Annotated in this window: 13 protein-coding genes and 1 pseudogene; 9 read left to right on the top strand and 5 right to left on the bottom strand. The window is 50.4% G+C overall.

Annotated elements, in window-relative coordinates; translation table 11 throughout:
- Positions 1–299 precede the first annotated feature (299 nt).
- The 3 genes from ACZ5Q2_RS02405 (at position 300) to ACZ5Q2_RS02395 (ending at position 7,265) form a co-directional block, all read left to right on the top strand.
- On the top strand, positions 300–1,547 hold the full coding sequence (locus ACZ5Q2_RS02405) for a hypothetical protein (RefSeq protein WP_035232415.1): 1,248 nt from the start codon (positions 300–302) through the stop codon (positions 1,545–1,547).
- Positions 1,547–3,910, top strand: coding sequence for a hypothetical protein (locus ACZ5Q2_RS02400; protein WP_058091257.1), 2,364 nt, complete (start codon positions 1,547–1,549; stop codon positions 3,908–3,910). Before ACZ5Q2_RS02405 ends, ACZ5Q2_RS02400 begins: the two co-directional genes overlap by 1 nt.
- Positions 3,911–3,992: 82 nt before the next feature.
- Complete coding sequence (locus ACZ5Q2_RS02395; RefSeq protein WP_432210487.1) at positions 3,993–7,265, top strand: hypothetical protein; 3,273 nt, start codon at positions 3,993–3,995, stop codon at positions 7,263–7,265.
- A 303-nt stretch (positions 7,266–7,568) separates the two neighbouring features.
- On the opposite strand, the gene ACZ5Q2_RS02390 is transcribed toward ACZ5Q2_RS02395, so the two are convergent.
- Genes ACZ5Q2_RS02390 through ACZ5Q2_RS02380 form a run of 3 tightly spaced genes read right to left on the bottom strand, consistent with a single transcriptional unit; the run spans position 7,569 to position 9,292 of the window.
- The gene (locus ACZ5Q2_RS02390) at positions 7,569–7,862 is read right to left on the bottom strand and encodes a hypothetical protein (protein WP_035232409.1); all 294 of its coding nucleotides are present in this window, start codon (positions 7,860–7,862) and stop codon (positions 7,569–7,571) included.
- Positions 7,852–9,060 carry an Arm DNA-binding domain-containing protein gene (locus tag ACZ5Q2_RS02385; RefSeq protein WP_058091259.1) on the bottom strand — a complete coding sequence of 403 codons (1,209 nt, stop codon included), beginning with the start codon at positions 9,058–9,060 and terminating at the stop codon, positions 7,852–7,854. Before ACZ5Q2_RS02385 ends, ACZ5Q2_RS02390 begins: the two co-directional genes overlap by 11 nt.
- Positions 9,053–9,292, bottom strand: coding sequence for a hypothetical protein (locus ACZ5Q2_RS02380; RefSeq protein ID WP_058091260.1), 240 nt, complete (start codon positions 9,290–9,292; stop codon positions 9,053–9,055). Before ACZ5Q2_RS02380 ends, ACZ5Q2_RS02385 begins: the two co-directional genes overlap by 8 nt.
- A gap of 152 nt (positions 9,293–9,444) precedes the next feature.
- Between ACZ5Q2_RS02380 and ACZ5Q2_RS02375 the strand changes: the two genes are divergently transcribed.
- The 6 genes from ACZ5Q2_RS02375 to ACZ5Q2_RS02350 all read left to right on the top strand — a co-directional run bounded on the left by ACZ5Q2_RS02375 (position 9,445) and on the right by ACZ5Q2_RS02350 (position 19,779).
- On the top strand, positions 9,445–9,681 hold the full coding sequence (locus ACZ5Q2_RS02375) for a helix-turn-helix domain-containing protein (RefSeq protein ID WP_022993304.1): 237 nt from the start codon (positions 9,445–9,447) through the stop codon (positions 9,679–9,681).
- A gap of 271 nt (positions 9,682–9,952) precedes the next feature.
- On the top strand, positions 9,953–11,548 hold the full coding sequence (dptF, locus tag ACZ5Q2_RS02370) for a DNA phosphorothioation-dependent restriction protein DptF (RefSeq protein ID WP_058091261.1): 1,596 nt from the start codon (positions 9,953–9,955) through the stop codon (positions 11,546–11,548).
- The gene (gene dptG, locus ACZ5Q2_RS02365; protein WP_058091262.1) at positions 11,545–12,879 is read left to right on the top strand and encodes a DNA phosphorothioation-dependent restriction protein DptG; all 1,335 of its coding nucleotides are present in this window, start codon (positions 11,545–11,547) and stop codon (positions 12,877–12,879) included. The genes dptF and dptG overlap by 4 nt, the downstream gene beginning before the upstream one ends.
- On the top strand, positions 12,860–17,968 hold the full coding sequence (dptH, locus tag ACZ5Q2_RS02360) for a DNA phosphorothioation-dependent restriction protein DptH (protein WP_058091263.1): 5,109 nt from the start codon (positions 12,860–12,862) through the stop codon (positions 17,966–17,968). The genes dptG and dptH overlap by 20 nt, the downstream gene beginning before the upstream one ends.
- 81 nt (positions 17,969–18,049) lie before the next feature.
- A complete protein-coding gene (locus ACZ5Q2_RS02355; protein WP_058091264.1) occupies positions 18,050–18,550 on the top strand; it encodes a nucleotide excision repair endonuclease in 501 nt (166 codons plus the stop codon).
- The gene (locus tag ACZ5Q2_RS02350; RefSeq protein WP_058091265.1) at positions 18,550–19,779 is read left to right on the top strand and encodes a DGQHR domain-containing protein; all 1,230 of its coding nucleotides are present in this window, start codon (positions 18,550–18,552) and stop codon (positions 19,777–19,779) included. The genes ACZ5Q2_RS02355 and ACZ5Q2_RS02350 overlap by 1 nt, the downstream gene beginning before the upstream one ends.
- Positions 19,780–19,859: 80 nt before the next feature.
- On the opposite strand, the pseudogene ACZ5Q2_RS02345 reads toward ACZ5Q2_RS02350, so the two are convergent.
- Together ACZ5Q2_RS02345 and istB are read right to left on the bottom strand one after the other, a co-directional pair.
- Positions 19,860–21,430: pseudogene (locus tag ACZ5Q2_RS02345) on the bottom strand (IS3 family transposase).
- Between the two features lie 699 nt (positions 21,431–22,129).
- Complete coding sequence (gene istB / locus ACZ5Q2_RS02340; protein WP_061332066.1) at positions 22,130–22,885, bottom strand: IS21-like element ISSpu5 family helper ATPase IstB; 756 nt, start codon at positions 22,883–22,885, stop codon at positions 22,130–22,132.
- Between the last annotated feature and the right edge of the window lie 8 nt (positions 22,886–22,893).

Genomic DNA, 22,893 nt, shown 5'->3' with positions numbered 1-22,893 from the left:
TTCCAGTACGACGCCAATGCCTGTTCCAGTTCCTTCCCAGCTTGGTGAAATAAACGGTTTTTTCTTGGGTAAAACATAATCATAAAAATCAGTTACTTACATATAATATTTTATGATTCGGTGGTCATTTATGGTTACATGGTAGGCGTTAAGCCTACCTAACTTGCTGAAAAGGCTCGGTTTTTTGACGGCCTGCGTGCTTGCGCACTTTCTGGGGCAGTGATACTCCTAAAAAAGGATTTTTGAGGGGCAAAGGTCGAACGCCCCTGATGTCGATTGAATTCAGTTAGGAGCAGAACGTGACCGGAACTAAGCGAACCCTAAAATTTTTACGCGTTGCGCAACTAAGACTTGAACGGTTAGATACCGAGGTTGAGGACGTGATCCTCGGCTCCTACTCTGGACTACGTAGGCCAGAACTCCTCACTGAAGACGCGCTTCTAGCTGTGGCCAGTCACTATCCTGTTTCGGTTTGCAAGACCAGGAATGGCGATTACCGTGTCGTCGGAAACGCGCACGTAGCTGCACTCCTGAAAGTATTCGCTCCGGATAACAAGGTTCAGGTTCTCGTGTGGAAGCACCGAGAAGCTGAAAGTCAGCAGGTTTCGCGATTACTGGCAGCGTTGCTTTTCGGGCTGGGCTCGCAAAATGCTTTCCTTCGACTCTGGGCCAGTCTTTCGGATGAGGAGCGCCGTTGGATCTCACCTTCTCTCAACACTCGAGTGGGGCTGGAGGAGTTCGCCGGCATCAGCCGCAAGCTCAAAATCCAGGATGAGGAACCGGTTCTCGTTCCCGGACTGGCACGGCACTTACTTCGGCCGGACGAGAGCGAGGAGCCTGAAGTTGACCATCATGACGCGCTGAGTGAGGTTGATCACCCCGACTTGGAAGCGGGTGTTGCTGAGGCGGGGGCTAGAACCTCAAGTGCCGATATCAAGCCTGTATTTCTGGACCCCCGCACCCGCTCAATTTTTGAACACCTACTAGCCTCCGGCTCTGAACAGCCAGGCCTCCAGAGCTCGTCGCCAGCTGTCCCTGACTACCTGAGCGATGCCCTACGCCAGGTAGAACTGTTGGGACAGGATAACGATGGAACTGTGCAACCCGATGATGTAGCTGACGATGCCCCAGCATCGAAAATCCTCGACGCGGTCAAAGCTCATTTCACGGTTATGTGGCAACAGGCTGCTGAAGAAAGAGAGTCGGGGTTACGTCTACAGCTCTGCGCGACGCTCACCGCTTCTTGTATCGAGTGGCTGAATGATCTCCATAGCGACAGTCTCCTCAAACAGTTTTCCAATCCGAAGAATGCCTGGGCCGCTATTTCGGCGTTGTCACTCGACACCATCGGACAGTTAGCGCCGTTCTCACCCAACGCTGAAAGTCTGCTCCACAAAGTTCAGGACACATCTCAACAGTGTGACGACGGTAACCCTGACAGCAAAGCCGAGCGGCGGCACCTCAAGAACCTGGAGAAATATCTCACGGGTTATCTAACGGCGAAGGCTCAGATGCGTCTTCCCCTCAACGACGCGGAGGTCGCGTGATGGCATTGAAATTTGACCCCAATAACCCCGAGGCTCTCCTGATCGAACTTGTGCAGCCTCGATCAGACTGGCTCGGGATGGATAGCATCGTAAGTCTGCTACCACGCTTGGTGAAGGCATTTGAAGAAATTTCGCAGCCGATCGACGGTGCGGACGCATTTCTGGAATGGTTGGGTTGCGGTTCAGTAGAAACGAAGTATGAGGAACTTGCCCCCAACCGCCGGGGACCCCGGGGAATTGTCGGTGAATCTCCGCAGCATGCGGGGCTGTACAAACTCGCGAGGAAACCGGAGTGCTCTGAAATTAGACTGCAGGTTTCAGCGTATGTCATTAACACTGCCGCCGTTTGGCGAAAAGAATTAGTTCCTTCCGAAAAGGAGGGGTTTGACCGGCGGCTTGCTGATGCTTGGCGGGCGTTAAGGTTCCTATCGGACTCAGCTTTGGTGAAAGTGCCAAAGCCTCTAAACGATATAGAAAAATTTGAGCGACACTTTGCCCGAGTCAATGAGCACCTGGATCAACGGCAATTTGAAGGGCAGGACACACGTTACCTCAAAGAACTTCATGGATTTTTCAAATCTTATCTTGGTGAAGGGAAATTCGTTACTTACCAATCCGACAAACAAAAGTCACAACGCCGGGAAATACAGAAAACCGGTAAATGGACCCCTTTGGACAACGATGTTGATTCTGAGGTGGAAGGTGTTCAGGGGCGTACGGTCCACATTACGCTGCCGAAGCAGTCGGAGCGTGTGCATACGCAGTACCGGCGCGCTGGCAATGCGCCAGAGGAATTGATGAATGAGAGCGTTCTGATCTCACAGCGCGGAGCCGCCCTGAATACCGAGCGTGGTGAAACCCCCTCCATCGGACTCAGAAAACAGCAACCGAAGCGCGCAGCATACCGGCGTGCAAACAGTTTTCTACCAGGTCGTTGGGAAAGCCTCAACGACTATGAGCGAGGGCTGGTTTTGAAAGCCCTGTTTGAGAACAAGATGGGCTCTGAAAATACGCGCCTACATGTCCTGTTGATCCTCCTCACCGGGCGCTCTCTGGAATCTATATCGGAAACTGTGGTCGTCCAGAACCGCTCTCAAGTACCGGATAATGTGACAACAAATAAACCGGGATGTATCTACCTCGTCAGAGACGATCAAGCTTGGGCAGGCTTTGTTGCGGAGCCTCCGGAGCGTCGAAAATTAGCGAAAAAATGGGCGCCTCATATGGAGGTCACAAATAAGCTGTTTATCGGTCCGATTCCGGATGTTTTTTGGCAAATACTCAGGCCGCGGGTAGAACCGGTTGCAAGGCGGGCTCGAAAGAAGGACGGGATTCTTTTCGCGAAAAATCTTTCAACTGAGTCTGTGGCTGAGGAGATTGCGATTGAGATCAAAAAACTCAATAAGAGCACTGGTTCGAGGATTACCCTGAAACGAATTCAGACCTGCGTGTTTGAGGGGTTGATTCATCAAACCACGGATACGGTGGATGCGAGCCTGGTGACCGGGCGCACGCTACCCACCGGGCAATCGGCAAACCTCTACTACCACACCCGGGCGGTTGAGACGTTGGCGGCGGATTATGTCGATGTCGTGAATACCTGGCTGGTGAACCTGGGGCTCTCGTCGCCGTCGATGGCTCCCGCCAACCTCGATTTCGGTTTGCCGAGAGTGGGTTCTCCATTTTGCGTGCGTCTGGAGGTCATGCGAGACGTGGTTAGCCGACTGCGAGCGCAGATTGCCGAATACCGTAAAACGGCCTACTCCAGGGCCAACATCCGAAGATTTCATAATCTGTTTACAGCGTACGCCATCCTGCAGGTTATGTGGTCGACCGGTTTTCGGGCCGTTCGCGATCCGATCGCCCATCCATACGAGTTCAACGAGCGCCGGGGATTCGTAATTATTGCTGACAAAGTGGATGACAATCTCGGCCACTCTCGCCTGGTTTACCTGCCGGAGGTCGTTATCGATCAGCTTCGCCGCTATGAGACGCACCGGCAGCACATGAAGCTGCGCCTGAATGAGGTAGGCGTCGAAGCTCCCATTGAAACCTTCTTCGTTTTTCTTGATGCGAAACTCCAGTCAGAGTTCGCGACCCCAAAACGATTGGCGGATGAAATTCAATGGACGTTTCCGTGGCCCCTGAACGTCAACCGGCACACCCTGAGAGGCTTCCTGCGTGACCAGGGGGTTCCAGGTTATCTGGTCGACGTCTTCATGGGGCACTGGGGCGTGGGGACTGAGCCTCTCGCCAAGTTCTCATCGCTCGATCTTTTCGAGATGAAGAATCGGATTGTGCCGGCAACAGCGGCGTTGTTGGATGAGTTGGGGTTCGGGGTGGAGGCAGGTCTCGATGCGTGATGATAAAGCAGTGTTTGAGCCATTAAATAAACCAATTGATGCGTTGAAGAAGAGGCTTTCAGCGGCAAACCAAGGACCCTCAGTGGGCTCCGAGTACCGGGCCAATAATCGAAACGCCGAGAAACTCGGCCACCTGGAGGCGGTCCGGGATTATTTGCGAGAGCACCACCCGGAGCTGGCAAGCGGCCAGCGAGGATTGACGATGACAGCCGAAGAGGTTGCCCAGCTGGTCGACAAGACCTGTCAAACCGTTGAAGGTCGTGCGGTCAAAGACAGGCAGCATTATCTCGTGAAGCTGCTGGATGAAGGGGTGAAAACCCGGAATTGGCAGCTGCCTGTCCCGATGCCTGTGCAGAGCGTCCAGATGTTTTCCTCGTTCACCACCCCTGACATGGGAGCCCGATTGGCCGACTACGACCGTATAAATGATGCGTTCCTGGCCAGCCTGGAGAGTGCCGCTCCTGAGCTGCCAGCCGAAGAGGCCATGGCGAGGGATGCTGGTGAGTTACTGTACAGCCTGGTTTTTCATAGTGGCGTTACCGCGCGTCGATGGTTCAACCGGCTGAGTGAGGCGATCCGGCAGGGTGCCGGTAGCGCCGGTGATTACACATGGCTGGAATTGGAATCGACCTCGCTTGGCGGGCGTACCCGTCCCTCAACCGACACCTGCCGTAGGGTCATTCTGGCGCCTATCACCGAACTGCTGCTTCGACGCTGGTACCTGCGCTGGGGCAGCAATTGGCCAGAGGTAAATGAGGTAAAAGGTAAGGCGTCTCCGGATGAGGAACTGCTGACGCGCTTTGTCGGTGGGCTCATTGAGGCAAACCGGATTACCTTGAACCGGCCGTTGCATGTTTTTGCGGTTGCCGAGGCAAACCTGGTCATGGTCGCGCCAGGTTTCCTGGTTCACTACGCCCGAACACCTGACCTGGGCGCTTCTTTGCCATTGTCTAACTGGATGCGATTGTTGACCGGTGGGACGGTGGTCCAACCTGCACTGCAAGCATCTCAGGCCGAACGTGAGAACGAGATGGTCGGCTCTCCGGCTCTCATCATTCCTGAATTCCCGTTGACCGACCAAAAACCATTTTTCAAACGTCTGATGAAGCGGGTGCGGTTCCTGGCATCTGAAGCGTTGACCGCCCAGGGGGCCAGGACGGAAAGGCAACGGAGGGATGTATTGGCAACGAAAGCGGAGGTGTTCAAAACGCTCGACAAAATTGCAGAAGAGAAGGGGTGCTCCATTCTGGTGCAGTTGATGTGTCACTACGTTCGAGCGCTTCTGAGAACCGACGAGAGTGTGTCACCGGCCTTGCAGCAAAAGATTCGCAATCTTCAACACCTGGAACTTTTGCTGCCCTATGCAACTGACATTCCGAACCCTGAAAGCCTGGACTCGGATGAGTGGCAATCGATCTATGAGACGGTGGTGAGCGGCTTTCCCGGTAACGGTGGAGCACTCAGACAGACATTATCCGAGTGGCACGAATTTCTTCACCGATATTACGGAATGCCTCGTATCCCAATGGAGGAGGGCTCAGGCTATGGCGTCGACGCGGCAATACTGACGCCTCTGGAGTATCACCGGGCAAAGAGCTTTTTGTTGGCTCGTGCCGACGATGAGCTGGCGGGAATACAGCTGGCCCTGTTGATTATGGGGTTCCGTTGTGGGCTTCGGCGAACCGAGTGTTGGGCCCGGCAATACGGAGATTTCCATGGCCTCGGGGATCCTACCGTTAACGATCCCGAGCTGCTCGTACGCCCCACCAAAATTGCCGGCGTAAAGTCGGACGCGGCAATCCGCCGACTTCCTTTACGCTTGCTTTTAACCGGAGATGAACTGGAGTGGTTGACCGGGTTTGTGAATGGGCGCAAGTTGCGGCGCGCCAACGATGAGGCGCGTGACGCCTTGTTCGAAGATCCAGTCAGCGGAACCTTTCGAATCCAGGAAAAATGGGCGTTTGATGGGCTGACGGCCCTACTCAGATCCGTGTCGGGTGATGAAAATATACGTTTTCACCATCTGAGACACAGTTTTGCAACGCTGACCTTGCTGCGATTGCTGGAGCGCAAACCTTTTGACCTCTTGCCGGAAACTTGGGTTCGGTCGAATGACGTAGAACTCATGCCAGCCGTGCACGGCTCAGGCAACACGGTGAATGCTGGAGTCGCTAACGCCTGGCGGCCGCTTTCTCAGCTGGCTCAGTGGATGGGCCATTCGAGTGAAAGGGTGACCCTAAAAAGCTACACCCACCTGCTGGATCTCGCACTTCGCCAGTACTTGCTTAGCGATGATCGGTCTTACACGATTGCACAGCAGCAAGCGCTTCTAGACAAAACGTCAGGTGCACTTGAACGATTCCGGCACCGTTCACAGCTAAAGGACCGAGTGACACCCGGAATAATATTGGCAGCTGTGGCTCGAATACCTGCGAAAGGCCTGATGGCGCTTCCGAAAATCAGCGATAAAAAGAAGGAATTGCCACCCGTTGTTAACCGGGTGGCCGAAGACATCAATCCGCTGCTGCCGTATCGGGTTTCGTGCCAGGTTTTCATTCGGACGCAGGCGCAGCTTCATGAGCCCCTGCCTGTGGCATTGGAGAAAACGGCGGCCCAGTTGGATCTGGATTTGCCGATCGTGCAGCAGTGGTATGAGCGCTCGGCGTTGCTGATGAACAGCTCTACTGGCATGACCGGAACACCCTCACCGACTCGAAAGCTTGGCATTCGGTTGAGTTTTTCGTTGAGACCGAAATCAGAGCTAGCTAACACCGAATTGTATAAGGCCTTTACGCTGATTTTTCGGGCACCGGAATTACCGACCTATATCAGCCCTCCCCAATCGAAATCCGCGTTTCAGGAGTGTATGCAGTTCTTCAAATGGCTGTCTGACTGGATGGCCGAAGACCCGGAGTCTGGGCGACGAGCGCTTATTGCCGCAGCCGAGAGCGTGCAGCGGAGTAAGGCTCCGCTCCGGCCCCTGGGAAGGTCAAGGCAGATTGCCTTTATGGCTCTGATGAAGAAGTTTCGCCTCGGAGCAAGGGCTACTATTACGCTGACGGTCAAAGAAGAGAACAGAAAAGCAGCTTTAAAGTTCTGGGGACAGAGCTTGGGTGTTGCGCAAAACGCCATCATTATCCGGCCGGCCGAGGACATAAGAATCCCTAAGCATGGCAATGTCAGCTTTGATTGGAAAGCCCCGCACAAGCTTGGCAAATACCTTTGGCCCACCATTCGGTTTGTGGTGTTCACCGGGTGTGTGCTGTACGACGCAGTGCCTGAGAGTTTCCGAGACGGGAGCTTTGATGCTGACACGCTGGATGATGAAAGTGAGAAGGGCGCCGTCCCTGGCTAAGATGTTCACGCTATTGAGTGTTGGAGGAAAGATCTAACGACTCCACGATCAGGCGGCCTCCCGAAGGAAATCTCAGCAGCTTCAGGCTGGCGGTCACTCGGTTGCCTAATACCGGTACGCCAGTCTGAACTGCCTGAGCCTGCGCGAGATAAGCCATCACCTGTCGTCCGCGACAGTGCAGGGTTAGTTGATAAATGGTTTTCTGAGTGCGAGCTGACTGGAACGGATGCACTCCGAGAACCGTAAACTGATCCCTCCAAAAGGCTAGATGAAGGCCCGCAGTGTCAATCGCCGGATTGGCCATTAGTATGTCCTCCATTCATGCTCCAGTTCCTGAAGCCGGTTGATCAGCATTGGAAGAGAGTCACGGCCCGCTTCCAGATTCTGCTTAACGAGTTCGCAGTACACCCAGGTTTCCATCGCCTCCTGGTTGGTGCGTTCTCCTCCCAGACCAAGGATGGCCACCAGATGACAGCCCTCTTGCAGGATGCCCATGGCCACACACAGGCTGCTAGCCAGATTACGAACGGTGCGCCGTTCGGCAGGTATCAGACGGTTCAACGGCATGGCCGCCAATAACATCAGCTCAGACCTCATCGCTTGCTGCCTCCTCTTCCGGTGTTACCTTGGCCTCGAACTCATTGATCAACAGCCGCTCAAACGCAGAACCATCCCGACGGGTCAGGTTCGGCACATACCGGCTATAAACCCGGAACAGCATTTCGGTCGTAGTGTGCCCCATCTGCCGGGCAATCCATTCCGGGTTCTCGCCAGCGGCCAGCCACAACGTGGCGGCAGTGTGGCGGGTCTGGTACGGCCGGCGCTTTCGTAGGCCCAGATGGCTGAGCAGGGGGTACCACACCCGCTTGGTGACGTTGTTGTGCTCAAGCGGATTGCCTGCGCCATTACAGAACACAAAAGTGTTGTTGCCGGTGGCCTTGCGCTGATCCTTCAGGGCGTCGTAGACCAGTTGAGGCATTTCAATGTGCCGGTAGCTGCCGTCGGTTTTGGTCTGCTCGATCTCGCCATTCACCAGTGCCTGGCGAACCAGAATCTGCCGGCGTTGAAAGTCGACGCAATCCCACTGCAGCCCGTCGATCTCACCGGTCCGAAGACCGGTAAAGAAGCGAACGGTGTAGTAGTTCCTGAAGTCCGCCCGAACCGTGGCGAGAATCAGCCGAACTTCCTCCAGCGAAAACGGCTCCACATCGGACCGCGGCACCTTCAGTGATTTGATCCCCTGAAAGGGTGAGGTAAACTCAAATCGGTTGGCTGCCTCTCCCAGAATCATGCGCAAAGGCGTCATGATGCGGTTGATACGGCTGGCGGAAAGTGGCTTTTTGCTCCGGGTCTGAACTTTGGCGAGGGACGCCCGGAACGAAAGAATTTCCTGCCTGGTGATGTGGCCAACCTCCTTCTCCCCAAACTCCGGGATCAGGTAATTCTTCAGAGTGCCTTCGATGGTGGTGATGTGCGACTTTCGCCACTGCACCCGCATCTCATCCATCCAGGTTTCACAAAACTCACTGAACAACGGCGTGTCGTGAGCTTCGCGAGAACGCCGGAGCTCTGCTTGCCTCGTGAACTCCTGGGCTTTGGGGCTGTTTGGGAAATATTTGTGGTACTCGAAAGTGCCCAGTGTGATTTCCGCTTCGATTCGTTTGAGAATCGCCTGGAGTTTTTTCCGGTTTGCGGGCGTGTTATCAAGAGCGGTCTGCTCTCGGCAGCGCTTACCTCGAAAATGGAAATCGAAAAACAGCTTCTGTGTTGCTTCGCGTACTCGAATGCTAGCCATGCATACGTCCTCCGTTGGCCATAGGAATAGAAAGTGAGTGGTGGCCGGAGTGCAGCGCCATATCTCGCTGGATGGGCTCCCACATGTAAAGAATTTTCCGGCCGCCAAACGGCCGAATGTAATGAACGCCTTCGAGGAGCACGGAGTCTTTCAGGCGCTCGCGAATCGTCCGGGCTTCATAGCGAATCCGTTCTGCAAGCTCTTCGGTGGTCAGGTATTCGGTAGTGTTCATATGTTTCTCCTAGGCTTTCTTTGTAGCGTACAAGCTACATATTAAGCCTATTTTCGACGCTGTCAACAGTCTTTTGTAGGTTTTAATCATCATTGGATGCGGGTTTGCGTCTTATGAGGTATCATCGCTACACACTCAAAGGCCTGCCGACCATGATCAGATTTCGTCTAAAAGAACTAATCGCAGAGAAAGGATTTCAAGAAAATCGAAGGGTTACGCTGGATGAGGTTTCGAAGGAGACTGGAATCCACAGGACGACGCTATCCAAAATTGCGAACCAGCGTGGCTATAACACGACGACAGAAATCCTGGACAAGCTTTGCATCTACTTTGGAGTGGAGCTGCAAGAAGTGGCACAGCACGTTGAAGAGCCAGAAGATGGTGATTGAGAACCATCGGAAGGAAATCTTGTAAATTTCACCATTGGTGCAAGAGTCACCAAGAGCTGGATGTTCGACGCCAGCCAACGCTGCGGGTACATCAGAACGAACGTTTAATTGTTGAGTTTATTAACTTTTCCCACCTTTCTATACCTCCCCTCCAGGGGGTGAGGTTCTAGCTTCCCTCGTGAAATCTCGCTATGGTAGTCTCAATGACCTTTGGTCGTTTTTCTAAAAATTATAATCACTCGCGGTACCACCGGACGGTTAAGGACATAGCGTGCAGTTCAAACGGTTGCTTGACACCCTGGCTCGGTCGTCAGCTCAAGCGGTTACAACGCTGGGGGCGGGACAAAAAGAGCAAGACGAACTAAAAGAGTACCTCTACGTCGAAACGAGGATTGAGAAAGACTTCAGAGATCTTCTGAATTCGAACCTTTCGTCAGAAAGTGTCATCTTCTTGTGTGGCTCTTCCGGTGACGGAAAGTCTGAAATTCTAAAACGCTATTACGAGACCTACTCAGACAGAATCAGGTTTCACCTAGATGCTACTCATGCGTTTAAACCCGATCAAGATGCAATTGAAGCGTTAGACCAGCTCTTTGACGAGCACCGTGAGTCGGACAAGCCGCTGGTCATTGGAATAAATGTCGGGATGCTATTTAACTTTGCATCTCAAGGACATCCCCGCCACGAAAACATCAGGAGTGCCATTGAATCCTACCTCCAAAGTGGGGACGAAATTTCAGTCTCATACAAGTTCCTTAACTTTGAACAGTATCCGAAATTCAGTATTGAGGACGGAAAGACCGGATCGAGCTTTATCAGTGAATTGTTTTCGCGCGTAGTTGCCTCCAATGAAAAAAATCCGCTACATCTTGCATATCTGGATGCGGTGCGAACGAAGCCCAGCACTCTGACTCTGAACTATGAGTTACTCAAACACGAGCAGGTGCGTGATCGAATAGTCCACTTGCTTCTTTCTGCTAGATTAAAGTTTGATCAATTTCTTTCTGCGCGGGCTTTGCTCGATTTCGTTCACCATTTGATTTGCGGCCCCAGCTTGCTTTTCAACAATCTATTTGTGGTTGGTCACAATGACTTGAGTGACGTTATCAGTCATTTTGACCCATGTACGATTAGGTCTCGAAGTATTGATCAGTTCCTCATTCAGCATCCTCTAGGTATCAGAGAAGAGGCTTTCGATGAGTTCCAGAATTCAGTGCAGGAAGCCCTAGGCATAGTCGACATTGAGTCGGCTGGTTGGTTACGATTTTTTTACCTGTTTCAAGATATCGCCATTGGAAATAACTTTCATCAACGTTTCAAAAAGGATTTTGAACAGCCGCTTTACGACAGATACATTGAGATTTGGCGTTTACATAAAAGCTATGATGGAAGTGCTGAGGAGCGTCAAAAGCTGAGAAGTTTCTATAAGGATGAGCTTGTATATGCACTGGTTCGATTTGGAAACAGGTTGGATCCGTCATTAACTGCAAAACAGCATTTATTTTTGTGCTCCAGAAACGGCATCTTTATTTCGGCAGTTGCCGATATTAAGCCTGACCTCAAAAGAATTGAAAATGAAGAGATGGCAAATATCCACGAGTTTCCGGTTTGCCTTAAGGTTGGTGATGAACCACTTCAAACGTTTAATGTAAACCTTAGTTTTCTTGAGCTGGTTTCTAAAATAAATGATGGGTACAGGCCGAATAAGCACGATAAGAATACGATTGTGATTTTGGAGGAGATCGTCGACGACGTAATAAAAGTCGTCATTCGTTCAAACAAGCTGATGCTTTCGGATGGTAGACAACACGTTTATCTTACGAATGAAATTGAAGACAGTGAGATCGTTGTCGGAGGTGTCGAGTGAGTATTTCCGATAACTTGTTTGCGCTGGATGAACAAGAAATTCAGAACAAAAACTTCGTTAATCATTTTCTGCCATTTCGGTCTCAGTCGTCTGGCCTTGATTTTGAAGCAATAGCTGGAAACATTTTGACGGTGGCGTTTCAAAAGCGGCTTGAGAAAGGCTCAACGTTAGAGAGTTTTAAGTCCTCAGTTTATGGTCGCTTACAGTATAAGCTAACGGACCAAGAAATTTTCCCTCTTATTGAAAAGATGTATTTCGATAATGACGCGGCAGGTTTGTTTAAAGTTTCGCCGGAATTTCTAATCGCCAAAGCAGCTCAGGCTGAGGCATCTACTAATAAACACGTTGCGCAAGTTTTTATCGGCTTCATTCGTGACTCGAATCGAAGATTTCCGAAACTCAGCAGTGAAGTGAATTTCTTAGAGCAAGAACTTGTTGAAGCGTTCCAACAGCAATTGACTGATTGTAATGAGGATCCCGTTGAGAGGCCTTATTTACCATTTATGTCAGAACTCTTTTCCCAGGATCTTGGCTTTCTTTTGGAACATCCCGGATATTTCTTAGACAACCTTAGAGCATTTTTTAGCCTTTATACCTTTTTATATAGCTCCCAGTTGGCATTGAACATCAATGGTTGGACGGAGCGGCCTGCTAGTAAACCACTTTTCTTCATTCTTGATACCGAGAAGGCTAGCTTAGAGCGGAATCAGGTTAGAGAAGCTTTTCGTCACCTGAGGACGAAAGCTTTCGACCTATTCCCGGTTCTTTCTATGCTTGAATATCTGAATCAACCGAAGAATAAGAAAGCGATAAAATTTCCTCTTTGGAAGATTTTTTTAGATATAAACGAGATGGATGCGTTGCAGCGTAATAGCGTTAATAGATCGCTGATAAGGTTCTGCGAAAAATATCGAGAAAAAAGAAAATTTCCACCTCTTGAAGAATATCCTCAATCAACGAAAGAACTGATTGAGATACTCAGTAGAACTGCCAAGGAAATTTTTGGGACAAAAGGTACGAACCAACACGCTGTAAACAATAAATTTGTGAACGCATTTGAGAATGAAATTGCACCACACTTTGTCCAGGTGAGGGGGCGCTCAGGAAGAGTGCTGACAATTTCTCAAGATTATCTACTCCTTCTCACAAACCTGGCTATCGGCAGCAGAAAGCAGATTCAGTTCCAAGAGCTGCTTCAGGAGTTTAGAAAACGTGGGGTCTGGTTCGACAGACAGTCAGAGCAAGCGATCATCAGGTTTTTGGAGCGAATTGGTAACGTCGAGCGAATGAGCGATAGCGGAGATGCGGTTTATGTCCGAAAAACACTTTGAAGCCTTCTTGGTAAGTAATCTACGTGGTTGGCTTCAGTCCCGGATAGAAGCGGGCGCCCGGTATCAGTTCAAATCACCAGACCCAGACAACACAATACGTCTTGTTTCGGAGTTGTTAGAACAGTGTGATGGTCGACTACGTTATGGTGAGCACGAACTATCATATCTCCAGATTAATGATGTGCGTTTGTTGGTTACCGGGCATTTGGAGCAGCCTGATATTCAGAATGGTTGCTACACGGAAAACTACATATCAAACCTTCGGGATACTGTGGCAGCTGAGATGCCCCCTTTCGAGGGGTGCGCTTTGCTAATCGTACATAACAGCCTTCTTGATACTTTGATTAATAGTGCGTTCGACCTGGCCCAAGGCGACGGTGTTTGGTCGCCTAATCAAACAAAAAATGAGCTGGATCTCATGATATCTGGTGGGCTTCAGAATCAAGTTGCTTCCCGGTGTCTCTTAGAGCACCAAGCCCGGATAATCACGGAAGAAGGCTCCAGTGTATTCGGATTTCGACACCTCCATGATGCATTGCTAGACGGAGACCTGCGATTCCAAGAGCTAGGGCTGTTCAACGATCCTCAGGTGTTAAGCAATTCGAACGAGAAGCAGGTAGCGCGCCGACTGGAGTCGAATCGCCAGCTAAGGGAAGAGATTGAGTTTGCCGTTGAGCATTTCCCGAATGACTTGGAAGACAAGCTGACAAAGTTTGGATCAAAATTTATACAAGAACATTTTGGAGAAGGAGCCGAAGTTCCCTGGACCGAGCTCAACTACCAAGAGTTTCGAGACGAAGAGGAGCTTCAGAAAAAGCTGACTCTCGATTATGAGGGAATCGAGGTTAATGGCTGCGAAATCGACGTAAGAGATAAGAAAGACACCTCGGCGGGTAGGCGAGATAAGCATCTGATTATTGAGGTTCCGAGTGGTCAGGACCTGTTCAGCTTCAAGATCAAGTTCGTTGGTCAGCGATTAGAAAAAAAGGAGCTTTTGGTTACGCCAAGAGCTATGTCTGACGTCATTGACATTGATTTCTCTTTTAGAGGCGACAAGTCGACCTTCACTATCTCCGGACCATGTAGTGGTGAACCAGAGTTTTTTAGTCTGAGACTCAATCGAGATTCTTCGAACGAAAAATACAGCTTTCATTGCCTGGTAGTGCAACAGGGGAGCTTTTATCTTTCTGCCTTTGAGAATCGCTTTCTCATCGATAGAAAGAGAAGAGCACTCGTACTCCAGGCAGACCAACATTGCCTTGACGTTAATCCTGACGTCATCGCCGAGACCGTGTTATCCGACAGCGGTGAAACAATTGACGTAAATTCAGTGGGAAAGATCGATTTCGAGCAGCTCTACGATGAGTCTGACGAAGTTAATTTCACCCTGACGAATGGGGGCAGGTCTCTCTTTGTACTCGTTGAAGGGGAACCGAGCAAAGAAGCACTCCGGCTACCAGTAATTTTTGATCCAAGTCGGTTTGCTAGGCTTTTTAAAGACGATGACTTCAATGGTGTGTATCGGCCAGGGAAAGAGACCGTCGTCTTCGATAGCCAAGAATCGGAGCCAGTATTCTTCCGAAAAGCCTTGCTCCAGGCAGAGTCAGCCTTCGTTAATGAAGAGTGCATCGAATGGGACAATGATCGACGCAAAGGAATTCCACTTTCAAACCTTTCGCTCGCCGACGACAGAATATATCAAGCCTATGCCGCCCTTGTTTCTTACTTTCAAGAGCGTAAGACGTTGCCCTCGCTGGCTAGCTGGGGGCCTGAACTTGTTGCCCTAGGTAAAGAGTATGTTCTTGCTTGCGTTGAGTATTTGGACAAAATTAAGAAGGGGAAGCCGCTCGATAGCTCTGAACGGCTGGTGATTCGCATTGGGCTGGCAACAGTGGAGGAGCGTCGATTTTTTACTCCGTTCCATCCGCTGGTTATGGCCTACTATCTGAGTTTGGTTGAAGAAATCGTCGAAGATGGTGAAGCGCGTAGCTTTCGCGAATTACCAGACGTTACGAAAGGACGATTAAACGCACGGGGATTACTCCCTCACCTTTTCGACAGAGACAATCGTTACAGCTATACACAGGCTGTGCTAGAGAACCCCCTCTGGTTGGAGATAGTGCCACATCAGGATACAAGCTTTGATTTTGTGATAAATCTTGTAAAGCACAAAATCGAGGAGTTCACGTCTACATTTGAGCAGCTATTCCGCCAGGTCGATGACGCCCCTCTGTTAATAAACTCTGTCAACAACGCAGAAAACTCAGAGTTATTCAGAGGGCTGGTGTCCTACTATCAGGCGAACTTGCTCGGCGGTCGTCACATACACGTCAATCTCTATGACGAGAAGTTGGTCGAGACTGAGTTTGATGTTTTCGCTGAGATGGGGATGTATGACGAAATTAAGGAACGGTACGGGCTCGATAAGGGGGCCGCACGTCGCAATGCCGATGCGGTAATCGATTTACTACGAACCAGGCTAACGTTCAGCAAGTTTCAGCACAACCAAGTGGAAAAGCAAGCTTATGCTCATCTGACATTCTTCAAAAATGATCAGAAAGTGGAAGCTGTGGACAACAATATTGATGAGCACGTTTCGGGTGTTGCCTGCGCTGGACTGTTGTCAGGTGAGTCTTCGAGGAGCGAGGGTGACCGATACTTCACGGCTTTTGGCCTGAAAGGTGTCGATTACGGCTCTTTACCGCACTTGAAGCTGGCTAAGTTAATAGGAACGCTTTGGCGCCCCTCTCAGTCCAAGAACGATGTCTATCATGATCATTCGGCCACGAGCCTCGCAGTGAGTCAGGAGTTTATGTCCTTGCTGGAGCGCTCATACGATAGTTCAGTGTGGACGACCATCATAGATCCAAAGGTCACGCTGAAGTTCTTTGAAGCCACCGAAGGCGTGATTCTGATTCACTACTCCGACCAATACACCAGTTCGTCGGGTTATGACGCGATCACCGTCACCAAGCAAGTTGACCTTTATAAGAACGTCTTGGGCAATGCTGGCAATGAATTGATTCGAGAGTTCAATGCGTTCAATGGTGAATGGCTGCTCAGACTGATTACCGACCACTCGAAAGAAAAGATTGCGAAAGAAGGCATTATCGGCGCCTATAAAATCGTTAGTACCCTTTTGGCCCAGTCAGATATCACCTGGATTCCTATCTCTGTCGCTGAAATGATCAGAGTGGCCGGCAATATTGGACTTGCGATGACCGATAGTGATTTCTCGCGCCACAATCGCAAGATCAAAAAAGGTGCAATCTCTGACGATATCTTGTTCGCAGGTTTTAAGGAAGGACAACTCTACCTCCTACCTGTGGAGGTAAAAGCTGGGGGCCGCCCTGATTTCTCCAAGGCGAGAGAGCAGGCGGTTGAGTTGAAACGATACATGGAAGAAGACCTCTTGGGACCGGACACGCTTGCGTCGCGTCTCTATCGCGGGCTATTCATTCGCCAAGTGCTTCTGCAAATCGAGAAGTATCAGTTGTATCGAGTTTTCGAGGATAACCATTTCGAGGATTTCTTAAACCATCGCGAAGAGTGGTTAGAAGGCCTGTATGGGATCGGTCAGCTCCCGAATTATCCCGGTGCAATGGTAGTAGCTCACATCAACAATGAGTCCTGTTTTGAAGAGAAGTATGAGATAGCTGAAGAAGTTCTTCAGGCTGAAATACCGATGGGGTTACTGGATGAGCTAGTAAGGACCCCTTACCAAGACCTTAGAGCGAAAATCGACAACTCATCACTCCTTCATGTGCCCAAAGAGTATTTTCTGCAGCCTTTCACTGAGCAACAACTTGCAGGCACGAAAAAGGATGAAGCTAAGAAGCCTACCCCCACTAAGGCGGAAACGGTCGTGTACCCATTTTCAAAACATGATAGCGGTGTCTTCCCCGCTGCGGCTGATGATACTTCTGAAGAGAAAGTGGGCGATTCCGAACCTGTGGCACCTGCCGAGCCGCTCAGGGTAGAGTTTGGCAAGGATGTTCAAAGCGGTGAGGTAGTCTATTGGGAGCCTACGAATACCGAAAAGCTCTTCAATACGAATACCGGAATTATTGGCACGATGGGCACAGGGAAGACCCAATTCACTAAGTCACTGATTACTCAGCTTGTTCGGAATCAGAATCATAACGTTGACGGAGCCCCAATAGGGATACTGATCTTCGACTACAAGGCTGACTACGTTAAAGACGATTTTGTACAGGCGACTAATGCCAAGGTTTTCGAACTTGACTGCTTGCCTTTCAACCCGTTTGCCTTGTTTGGAGACAAGAAGAAGCTACCGGTGCATGTTGCTGGTCAGTTCATTTCGTCGATGACAAAGTCTTATAACCTTGGCGTAAAGCAGCAAAGCAAATTGCGAACGGTGATCCGGGACGCCTATGAAGCTGCTGGTATTTATTCGAATGATGAAAGCACTTGGAGTCGGCCCGCTCCAACTCTGGAAGATGTCTGGGCAGCATTTCAGGAGCAGGAGAAGATAGAGCACGACTCCTTATACGCAGCTCTCGAAGTACTATCCGCCTACGAAATCTTTGAGCCGGACACGAGCAAGACTCAGTCACTCTATGACTTGGTAGATGGTGTCACGGTCATCAACCTTTCTGGGTACGATCGCACTATTCAGAACCTCGTCGTCGCACTGACGTTAGATCTTTTTTATACACAGATGCACCAGCAAGGTAGCTCAAAACTCGAAGGGGATTTTCGACAGATCTCTAAAATGATCCTGGTCGATGAAGCGGACAATTTTATGTCTCAAGACTTCCCGAGTTTAAGAAAAATAATGAAAGAAGGTCGTGAATTTGGCGTTGGCACTATTTTGTCGACCCAGGAACTTACACATTTCAAAACCGGCGATAACGACTACTCCACCTTGATTTTATCCTGGGTTATTCATCAGGTGACTACTATCAAATCTCAGGAGATCAAGGCCATATTTAATACGCAGAGTAAGCAAGACGAGGAGTATTTTATGGCGCAGATTAGAAAGCTTGATAAGCACTATAGTCTCTGCGTAGACGGGAAGAAGAATGTAAATAAAATCAGAGATCTGGCATTTTGGCAATTGGAGTAGCTGCGGTTGTAAATTTAGTAGAAGTTGGGCGCTTTTAAGGGCAGATTTCTAAAAAGACCTGTATTTTTAAGAACAATCTCAATGGCAAATATTTTTACTGACGAAGAATGGGATAATGGTGAGTTCTCAACTCTGCTTAAAAAGCATGAGGTTAGGGTAACTTGCTTTCCTCGTGCTTGGGATTTTGGTCGCGAGATTAACTGTGAGTGGTCAGTTATAGATTTTCCTCCTGACGATCTTAGGGCGCTTCCCGACGAGCCCGGAGTATATGTGTTTGTGGTGGAACCAAACTTATTTGGTCTGTCACCTGCTAGTACAGTTTTTTATGTTGGAAAAGCCAAAAGGTTACGTGAACGTATCCGGGCATATATCAATGAGCTAAATCTTTCACCGCGCCGTACGCGGCGGCAAAAAGTTAACAAAATGATCAATCTTTGGGATGGCCATTTGAAATACTATTTCACTGTTACAGAATCAGTTGCAGAAGCTGAGAATGTTGAAGATACAATGATTCAAGCATTAATTCCTCCCTTCAATTCAACATTTGGTGGTGAGATAAACGCTGCTCAGAGGGCATTTTGATGAGTGACAGAATTTTATTGCCAGCCTTAAAGTCTAGAGTGGGTGACTGGATTTATTACGTTTGCTCATTATCTTTTAATAATGTTGCAAGCCTTATCAAGGCCCCTGATGAGATCCATAAGAGCAAAAAACTATCAGAATGGATTCAGCGGGAGGCGATCGAAAAGCACGCAGGAGAGATAGCTGATTACATATCAAGTAATGATCAGAGGTTTCTAGGTGCTGTTATTGTTGGTGTTTATGATGGAGACCCGAACTGGGCTCCTATAGAAGTTAACTACAATACACCGGATATACAGGCTACCGAAGAACAGAAAGAAGATTTGAGTGGGAAGATAGGAGTTCTATCTTTTAGCGGTGAAGAGAAGTTATTTGCAATAGATGGTCAGCATCGTGTCGCCGGCATCAAAAAAGCGCTTGAGGAGGCCGAGAATCGCGAAGACCTAGAAATCGAGAACATCTGTGCAATTTTCGTTGGGCATGACGAGTCCTCCGAGCAGGGAAAACTGAGAACTCGTAGGCTGTTCACCACAGTTAATAAGAAAGCAAAGGCAGTGTCCACAGCGGCAACAATTGCTCTTGATGAAGACAATGGCTTCGCGATAGTAACTAGAAAACTTGTGGACGAGTTTAGCCTTTTTTCAGATAGTGATGATCTTGTGTCTTTCTCTTCGAATTCGGCGTTAAATAAGAGAGAGTCTAGGGCGTTTACCAGTATCGTTGGCCTTTATGAGTTGGTCAAAGACCTACATGAAGCAGAGGGAAAAAGAATTTTCGAAAATGCTAGGCCGACCGAGCGAGAGTTGAACGAACACTATCAGTTCTGTTGTGATTATTTTTCTAATCTTTTCGAGATGAGCGATGAGCTTAAAGAAGTTTTTATAGATCGTGGTGCTCTCCCTTATACCTATCGTAACGAAGCGGTTAATAATCTGCTTTTCAGGCCCGTTGGTCAGCGAGCATTTGCCCGCGCCACACAGTTTCTAACCCAAAAAGGTCATTCAATCATATATTCGATAGGAGCGCTTTTGGAGTCGAATTTAGACTTATTGCATGAAGATTGGCATCACATTTTATGGGATCCTATTGCAAAACAAATGATTCCGAAGAATGTGAAGTTAGCTGAGAATCTTTTACTCGACATGATTCAAGAGGACGTTCGGGATCCCAAACAGTTTCGTAAAATTAAAGAGCTAAGAGCCGAATTTTCAGAGGGTCAACAGGTTTAATTTGGTGTCCATGTATAACAACTTCCAGTTGGTAAGGTACGTCGTCTGTCAAGGTAGTTGGAACCTGATTCATTTTGGCTCTAATAAGCCACGCATTGCTCTTTAACAGTTTGTTCCTCGGGTAGCGGGTTTAGCCACACGGCTCCCACCGGTTCGCAGTTGCGGATACCGGTGGACCAGCGACCAGGGTTCTTTTCCTTGGCCCTGAGCAAGGTCATTTTTCGACTTGCCAGGATGTCTGCATCCTTTCCGGCGTGACGGTCAGCCGGTGTCACATAACGGATCGCGCTATGGCGATGCTCGTTGTTGTACCAGCGGATGAACGTGCTCACCCAGTCACGGCTCAGTTCAAGGTTCTCAAAGCCCTCATGCGGGTATTCCGGGCGCTGCTTGGTGGTGCCGAACAGTGACTCGATATAGGCATTGTCATTGGACACACGCGGTCGACTGTAGGAGGGCGTGACACCCAGCTTCTCGAACGTGGCCGGTAGCGTGCCGCCTTTCATGGGGCTGCCGTTGTCAGAATGCACCACCGGTGGATTGTTCACGCAGCCCTCGCGTAACAGTGCTTTGCGCAACACGGTTTCGCTGTTGACGGCGTTTTCCGCATCGAATACTTCAGCGCCAACGATCTTGCGGCTGTAGACATCGAGCATGAAGTACAGATAAAAGAACCGACCCCGAACCGTCGACTTCAAGTAGGTCACATCCCAGCACCAGACCTGGTTCGGTCGGCTGGCCTCATGACGGCGTGGTGGGCCGACTCGCCCGGAGTGGCGGGCACCCCGGCGGTGGTTCTCGTTATGTTCGCTCAGAACGCGGTAGAACGAGGATTCCGAGGCGATGTACCACCCATAGTCGTCCATCAGCAGCGGCACGACCTGAGACGGCGGCAGGCTGGCATAATCGGACTGGTGACAAACGGCCAGAATCATCGCTTTCTCCATGGCGGTCAGTGTGTGAGAGGGGGTGTGCTTCGGGGCGTTGGGCCGACCATCTTCACCACCGGCTTTCCAGCGGCGGTAAGTGTTGGTGCCAATACCCAGTTCGGCACAGGCGCTTTTTAGGCGCGCCCCATCGGTACGCGTTTCATCGACCAGCTGCACAGCATACTGGCGATCCAGGGCACTGGTCAGTCGTCCTCGTCCCCCCAGATCGCCTGGGCCTTTTTTCGCAGAGTCAGCAGGGCGGCTGTTTCCGCCAGTGCGGCTTCCTTGCGTTTCAGCTCACGTTCCAGTTGACGGGTGCGCTTTTTCTCGTGCTTGACCGCCTCACGGGAGCGTTTTTCAATCTTTTCATCGCGATCATTGGCGGCTTCACAGCTCTGACGCCAACGACGGATATGCTCGGGATAGAGTCCACGTTTACGGCAGTACTCGCCCAGTTCGGACTCACTAAGCGCGGCGGTCTCAAGCACGGCGTTGAATTTATCGCGCGAACTCCAGCCTTCCGGGTCTGAGCCGTGATCTGGCAACAGTTGACCATTCTTTCGGGCTTCGCTGCGCCAGTTGTACAAAGTAGCGTCTGAAATGCCTTCTTCTTCCGCTACTTCAGCCACAGGCCGGTTATTCGGTGGCAGTAACTTGCGAAGAATGGCTTCTCGGCGTTCCGGTGAATACTTCATAAAAACCTCTGTCTCGCCCCACTTCATTTAGAGAGTCTAACATCGGGTGGGGTTCCAACTACCTTGACAGAGGGGGGGTAATTGTTTGGTTAGAAAACAAGAACAGGTAGATCCTTACTCTCTTAGGTCTGGGGTCGAGCGAACTGCACTGTCCCCGGTATTCGTTCGAATATCGGAGGCGTATCAGAAAGGGGAGCCAAGGGATTTACGTCTTCGACAGACATTCGATAAGGCCTGGAACTCCTTCCGCAATAGTGCTGAAGTTGATCAAGCCTATGTTAACCAGATGCAGATGAAAGGACATTTCGAGGAAAGCTGGTCAGAGATACTTTTCTGGCATTACCTTGAGAAAAGGAGTCTTTCACCTATTCACCGTGGGGCGGGATGTTCAGATTCAGAGATTTACTGGAGAGGCCGGAGAATACAATTTGAGGTTGTGTCTCCAAAGGCCGGGGAAAGAGGCTCCGAGATGGAGGTGGTGCAGCGCCGGACGCTGAATGGAGAGGACTTGGCTGCCGGTAAGGTTTCGGAGTTAGGGAAAGTGCCACGAGTAAATCGAGCCGAACTGGAGTGGGAGCTAGATTTAATCAAGGCGAGGGTGACGCAGAGTTTTGTACATAAATGCGTAAACCGCTGAAGGTTGCCACCCATTCCATGTGAAGCCTGCCACCCGGACCGGAGCAAGGCTGCCACCCATCGGAGCGTAGCGACGCGGGGTTTCTCTTCTTACTCCGAAGTCTCGGTGGCCGTCAACTTTGCCTGTTGTTTTCGCATGGATTCGCCCCGCAGGTTGATCTTGTAGGCGTTGTGTACGAGCCGATCCAGAATGGCGTCTGCCAGAGTGGCGTCACCGATTACGCCATGCCATTCCTCGATGGGTAATTGGCTAGTGGCAATGGTGGAGCGCCTGCCATGCCGGTCTTCCAGCACCTCCAGCAAGTCTCGCCGATTCTCGGCGCTCAGTTTCATCAGCCCCCAGTCATCCAGGATCAGCACGTCGACCTTGGCCAGATTCGTCAGGAGTTTTGAGTATTGGCCATCGCCTTTGGCAATGGTCAGCTCCCGTAGCAGTCGGGTCAGGCGGACGTACTGGGCGGTGTAACCCTCCCGGCAGGCCTTATGTGCCAGAGCACAGGCCAGCCAGGTTTTCCCGACCCCGGTGGGACCGGTGATGAGCACATTCAGGTGTTCCTTCACCCATTGGCAACCGGCCAGCGACTGGACCAGTCCTTTATCTAGGCCGCGTGAATAGCGGTAATCCAGGTCTTCGAGGATGGCATTGTGCCGCAGCTTAGCCCGGCGCAACCGGCTGGTCATGCGCCGGTTATCTCGCTCGGTCATTTCCCGGTCGACCAGCAGCCCGAGGCGTTCCTCGAAGCTCAGATCGGTGATGTCGGGGGTGGCCGACTGATCCGCCAGGGCGGCGGCCATGCCGGTCAGTTTGAGGGCGTGGAGCTTGTCCAGTGTGGGATGTTTCAGCATGTCAGAGA

The organism is Marinobacter alkaliphilus, assembly GCF_055394375.1.
Note: the sequence above shows the minus strand (reverse complement) of the source record. Positions and strands in the feature narration are given on the sequence as shown.

Excerpts from the sequence above, each read along its gene's own strand:
- ACZ5Q2_RS02400 (WP_058091257.1), top strand. The coding sequence starts at position 1,547 with ATGGCATTGAAATTTGACCCCAATAACCCCGAGGCTCTCCTGATCGAA.
- ACZ5Q2_RS02390 (WP_035232409.1), bottom strand. The coding sequence starts at position 7,862 with ATGAGGTCTGAGCTGATGTTATTGGCGGCCATGCCGTTGAACCGTCTG.
- ACZ5Q2_RS02385 (WP_058091259.1), bottom strand. The coding sequence starts at position 9,060 with ATGGCTAGCATTCGAGTACGCGAAGCAACACAGAAGCTGTTTTTCGAT.
- ACZ5Q2_RS02380 (WP_058091260.1), bottom strand. The coding sequence starts at position 9,292 with ATGAACACTACCGAATACCTGACCACCGAAGAGCTTGCAGAACGGATT.
- ACZ5Q2_RS02375 (WP_022993304.1), top strand. The coding sequence starts at position 9,445 with ATGATCAGATTTCGTCTAAAAGAACTAATCGCAGAGAAAGGATTTCAA.
- dptH (WP_058091263.1), top strand. The coding sequence starts at position 12,860 with ATGTCCGAAAAACACTTTGAAGCCTTCTTGGTAAGTAATCTACGTGGT.
- ACZ5Q2_RS02355 (WP_058091264.1), top strand. The coding sequence starts at position 18,050 with ATGGCAAATATTTTTACTGACGAAGAATGGGATAATGGTGAGTTCTCA.
- ACZ5Q2_RS02350 (WP_058091265.1), top strand. The coding sequence starts at position 18,550 with ATGAGTGACAGAATTTTATTGCCAGCCTTAAAGTCTAGAGTGGGTGAC.
- istB (WP_061332066.1), bottom strand. The coding sequence starts at position 22,885 with ATGCTGAAACATCCCACACTGGACAAGCTCCACGCCCTCAAACTGACC.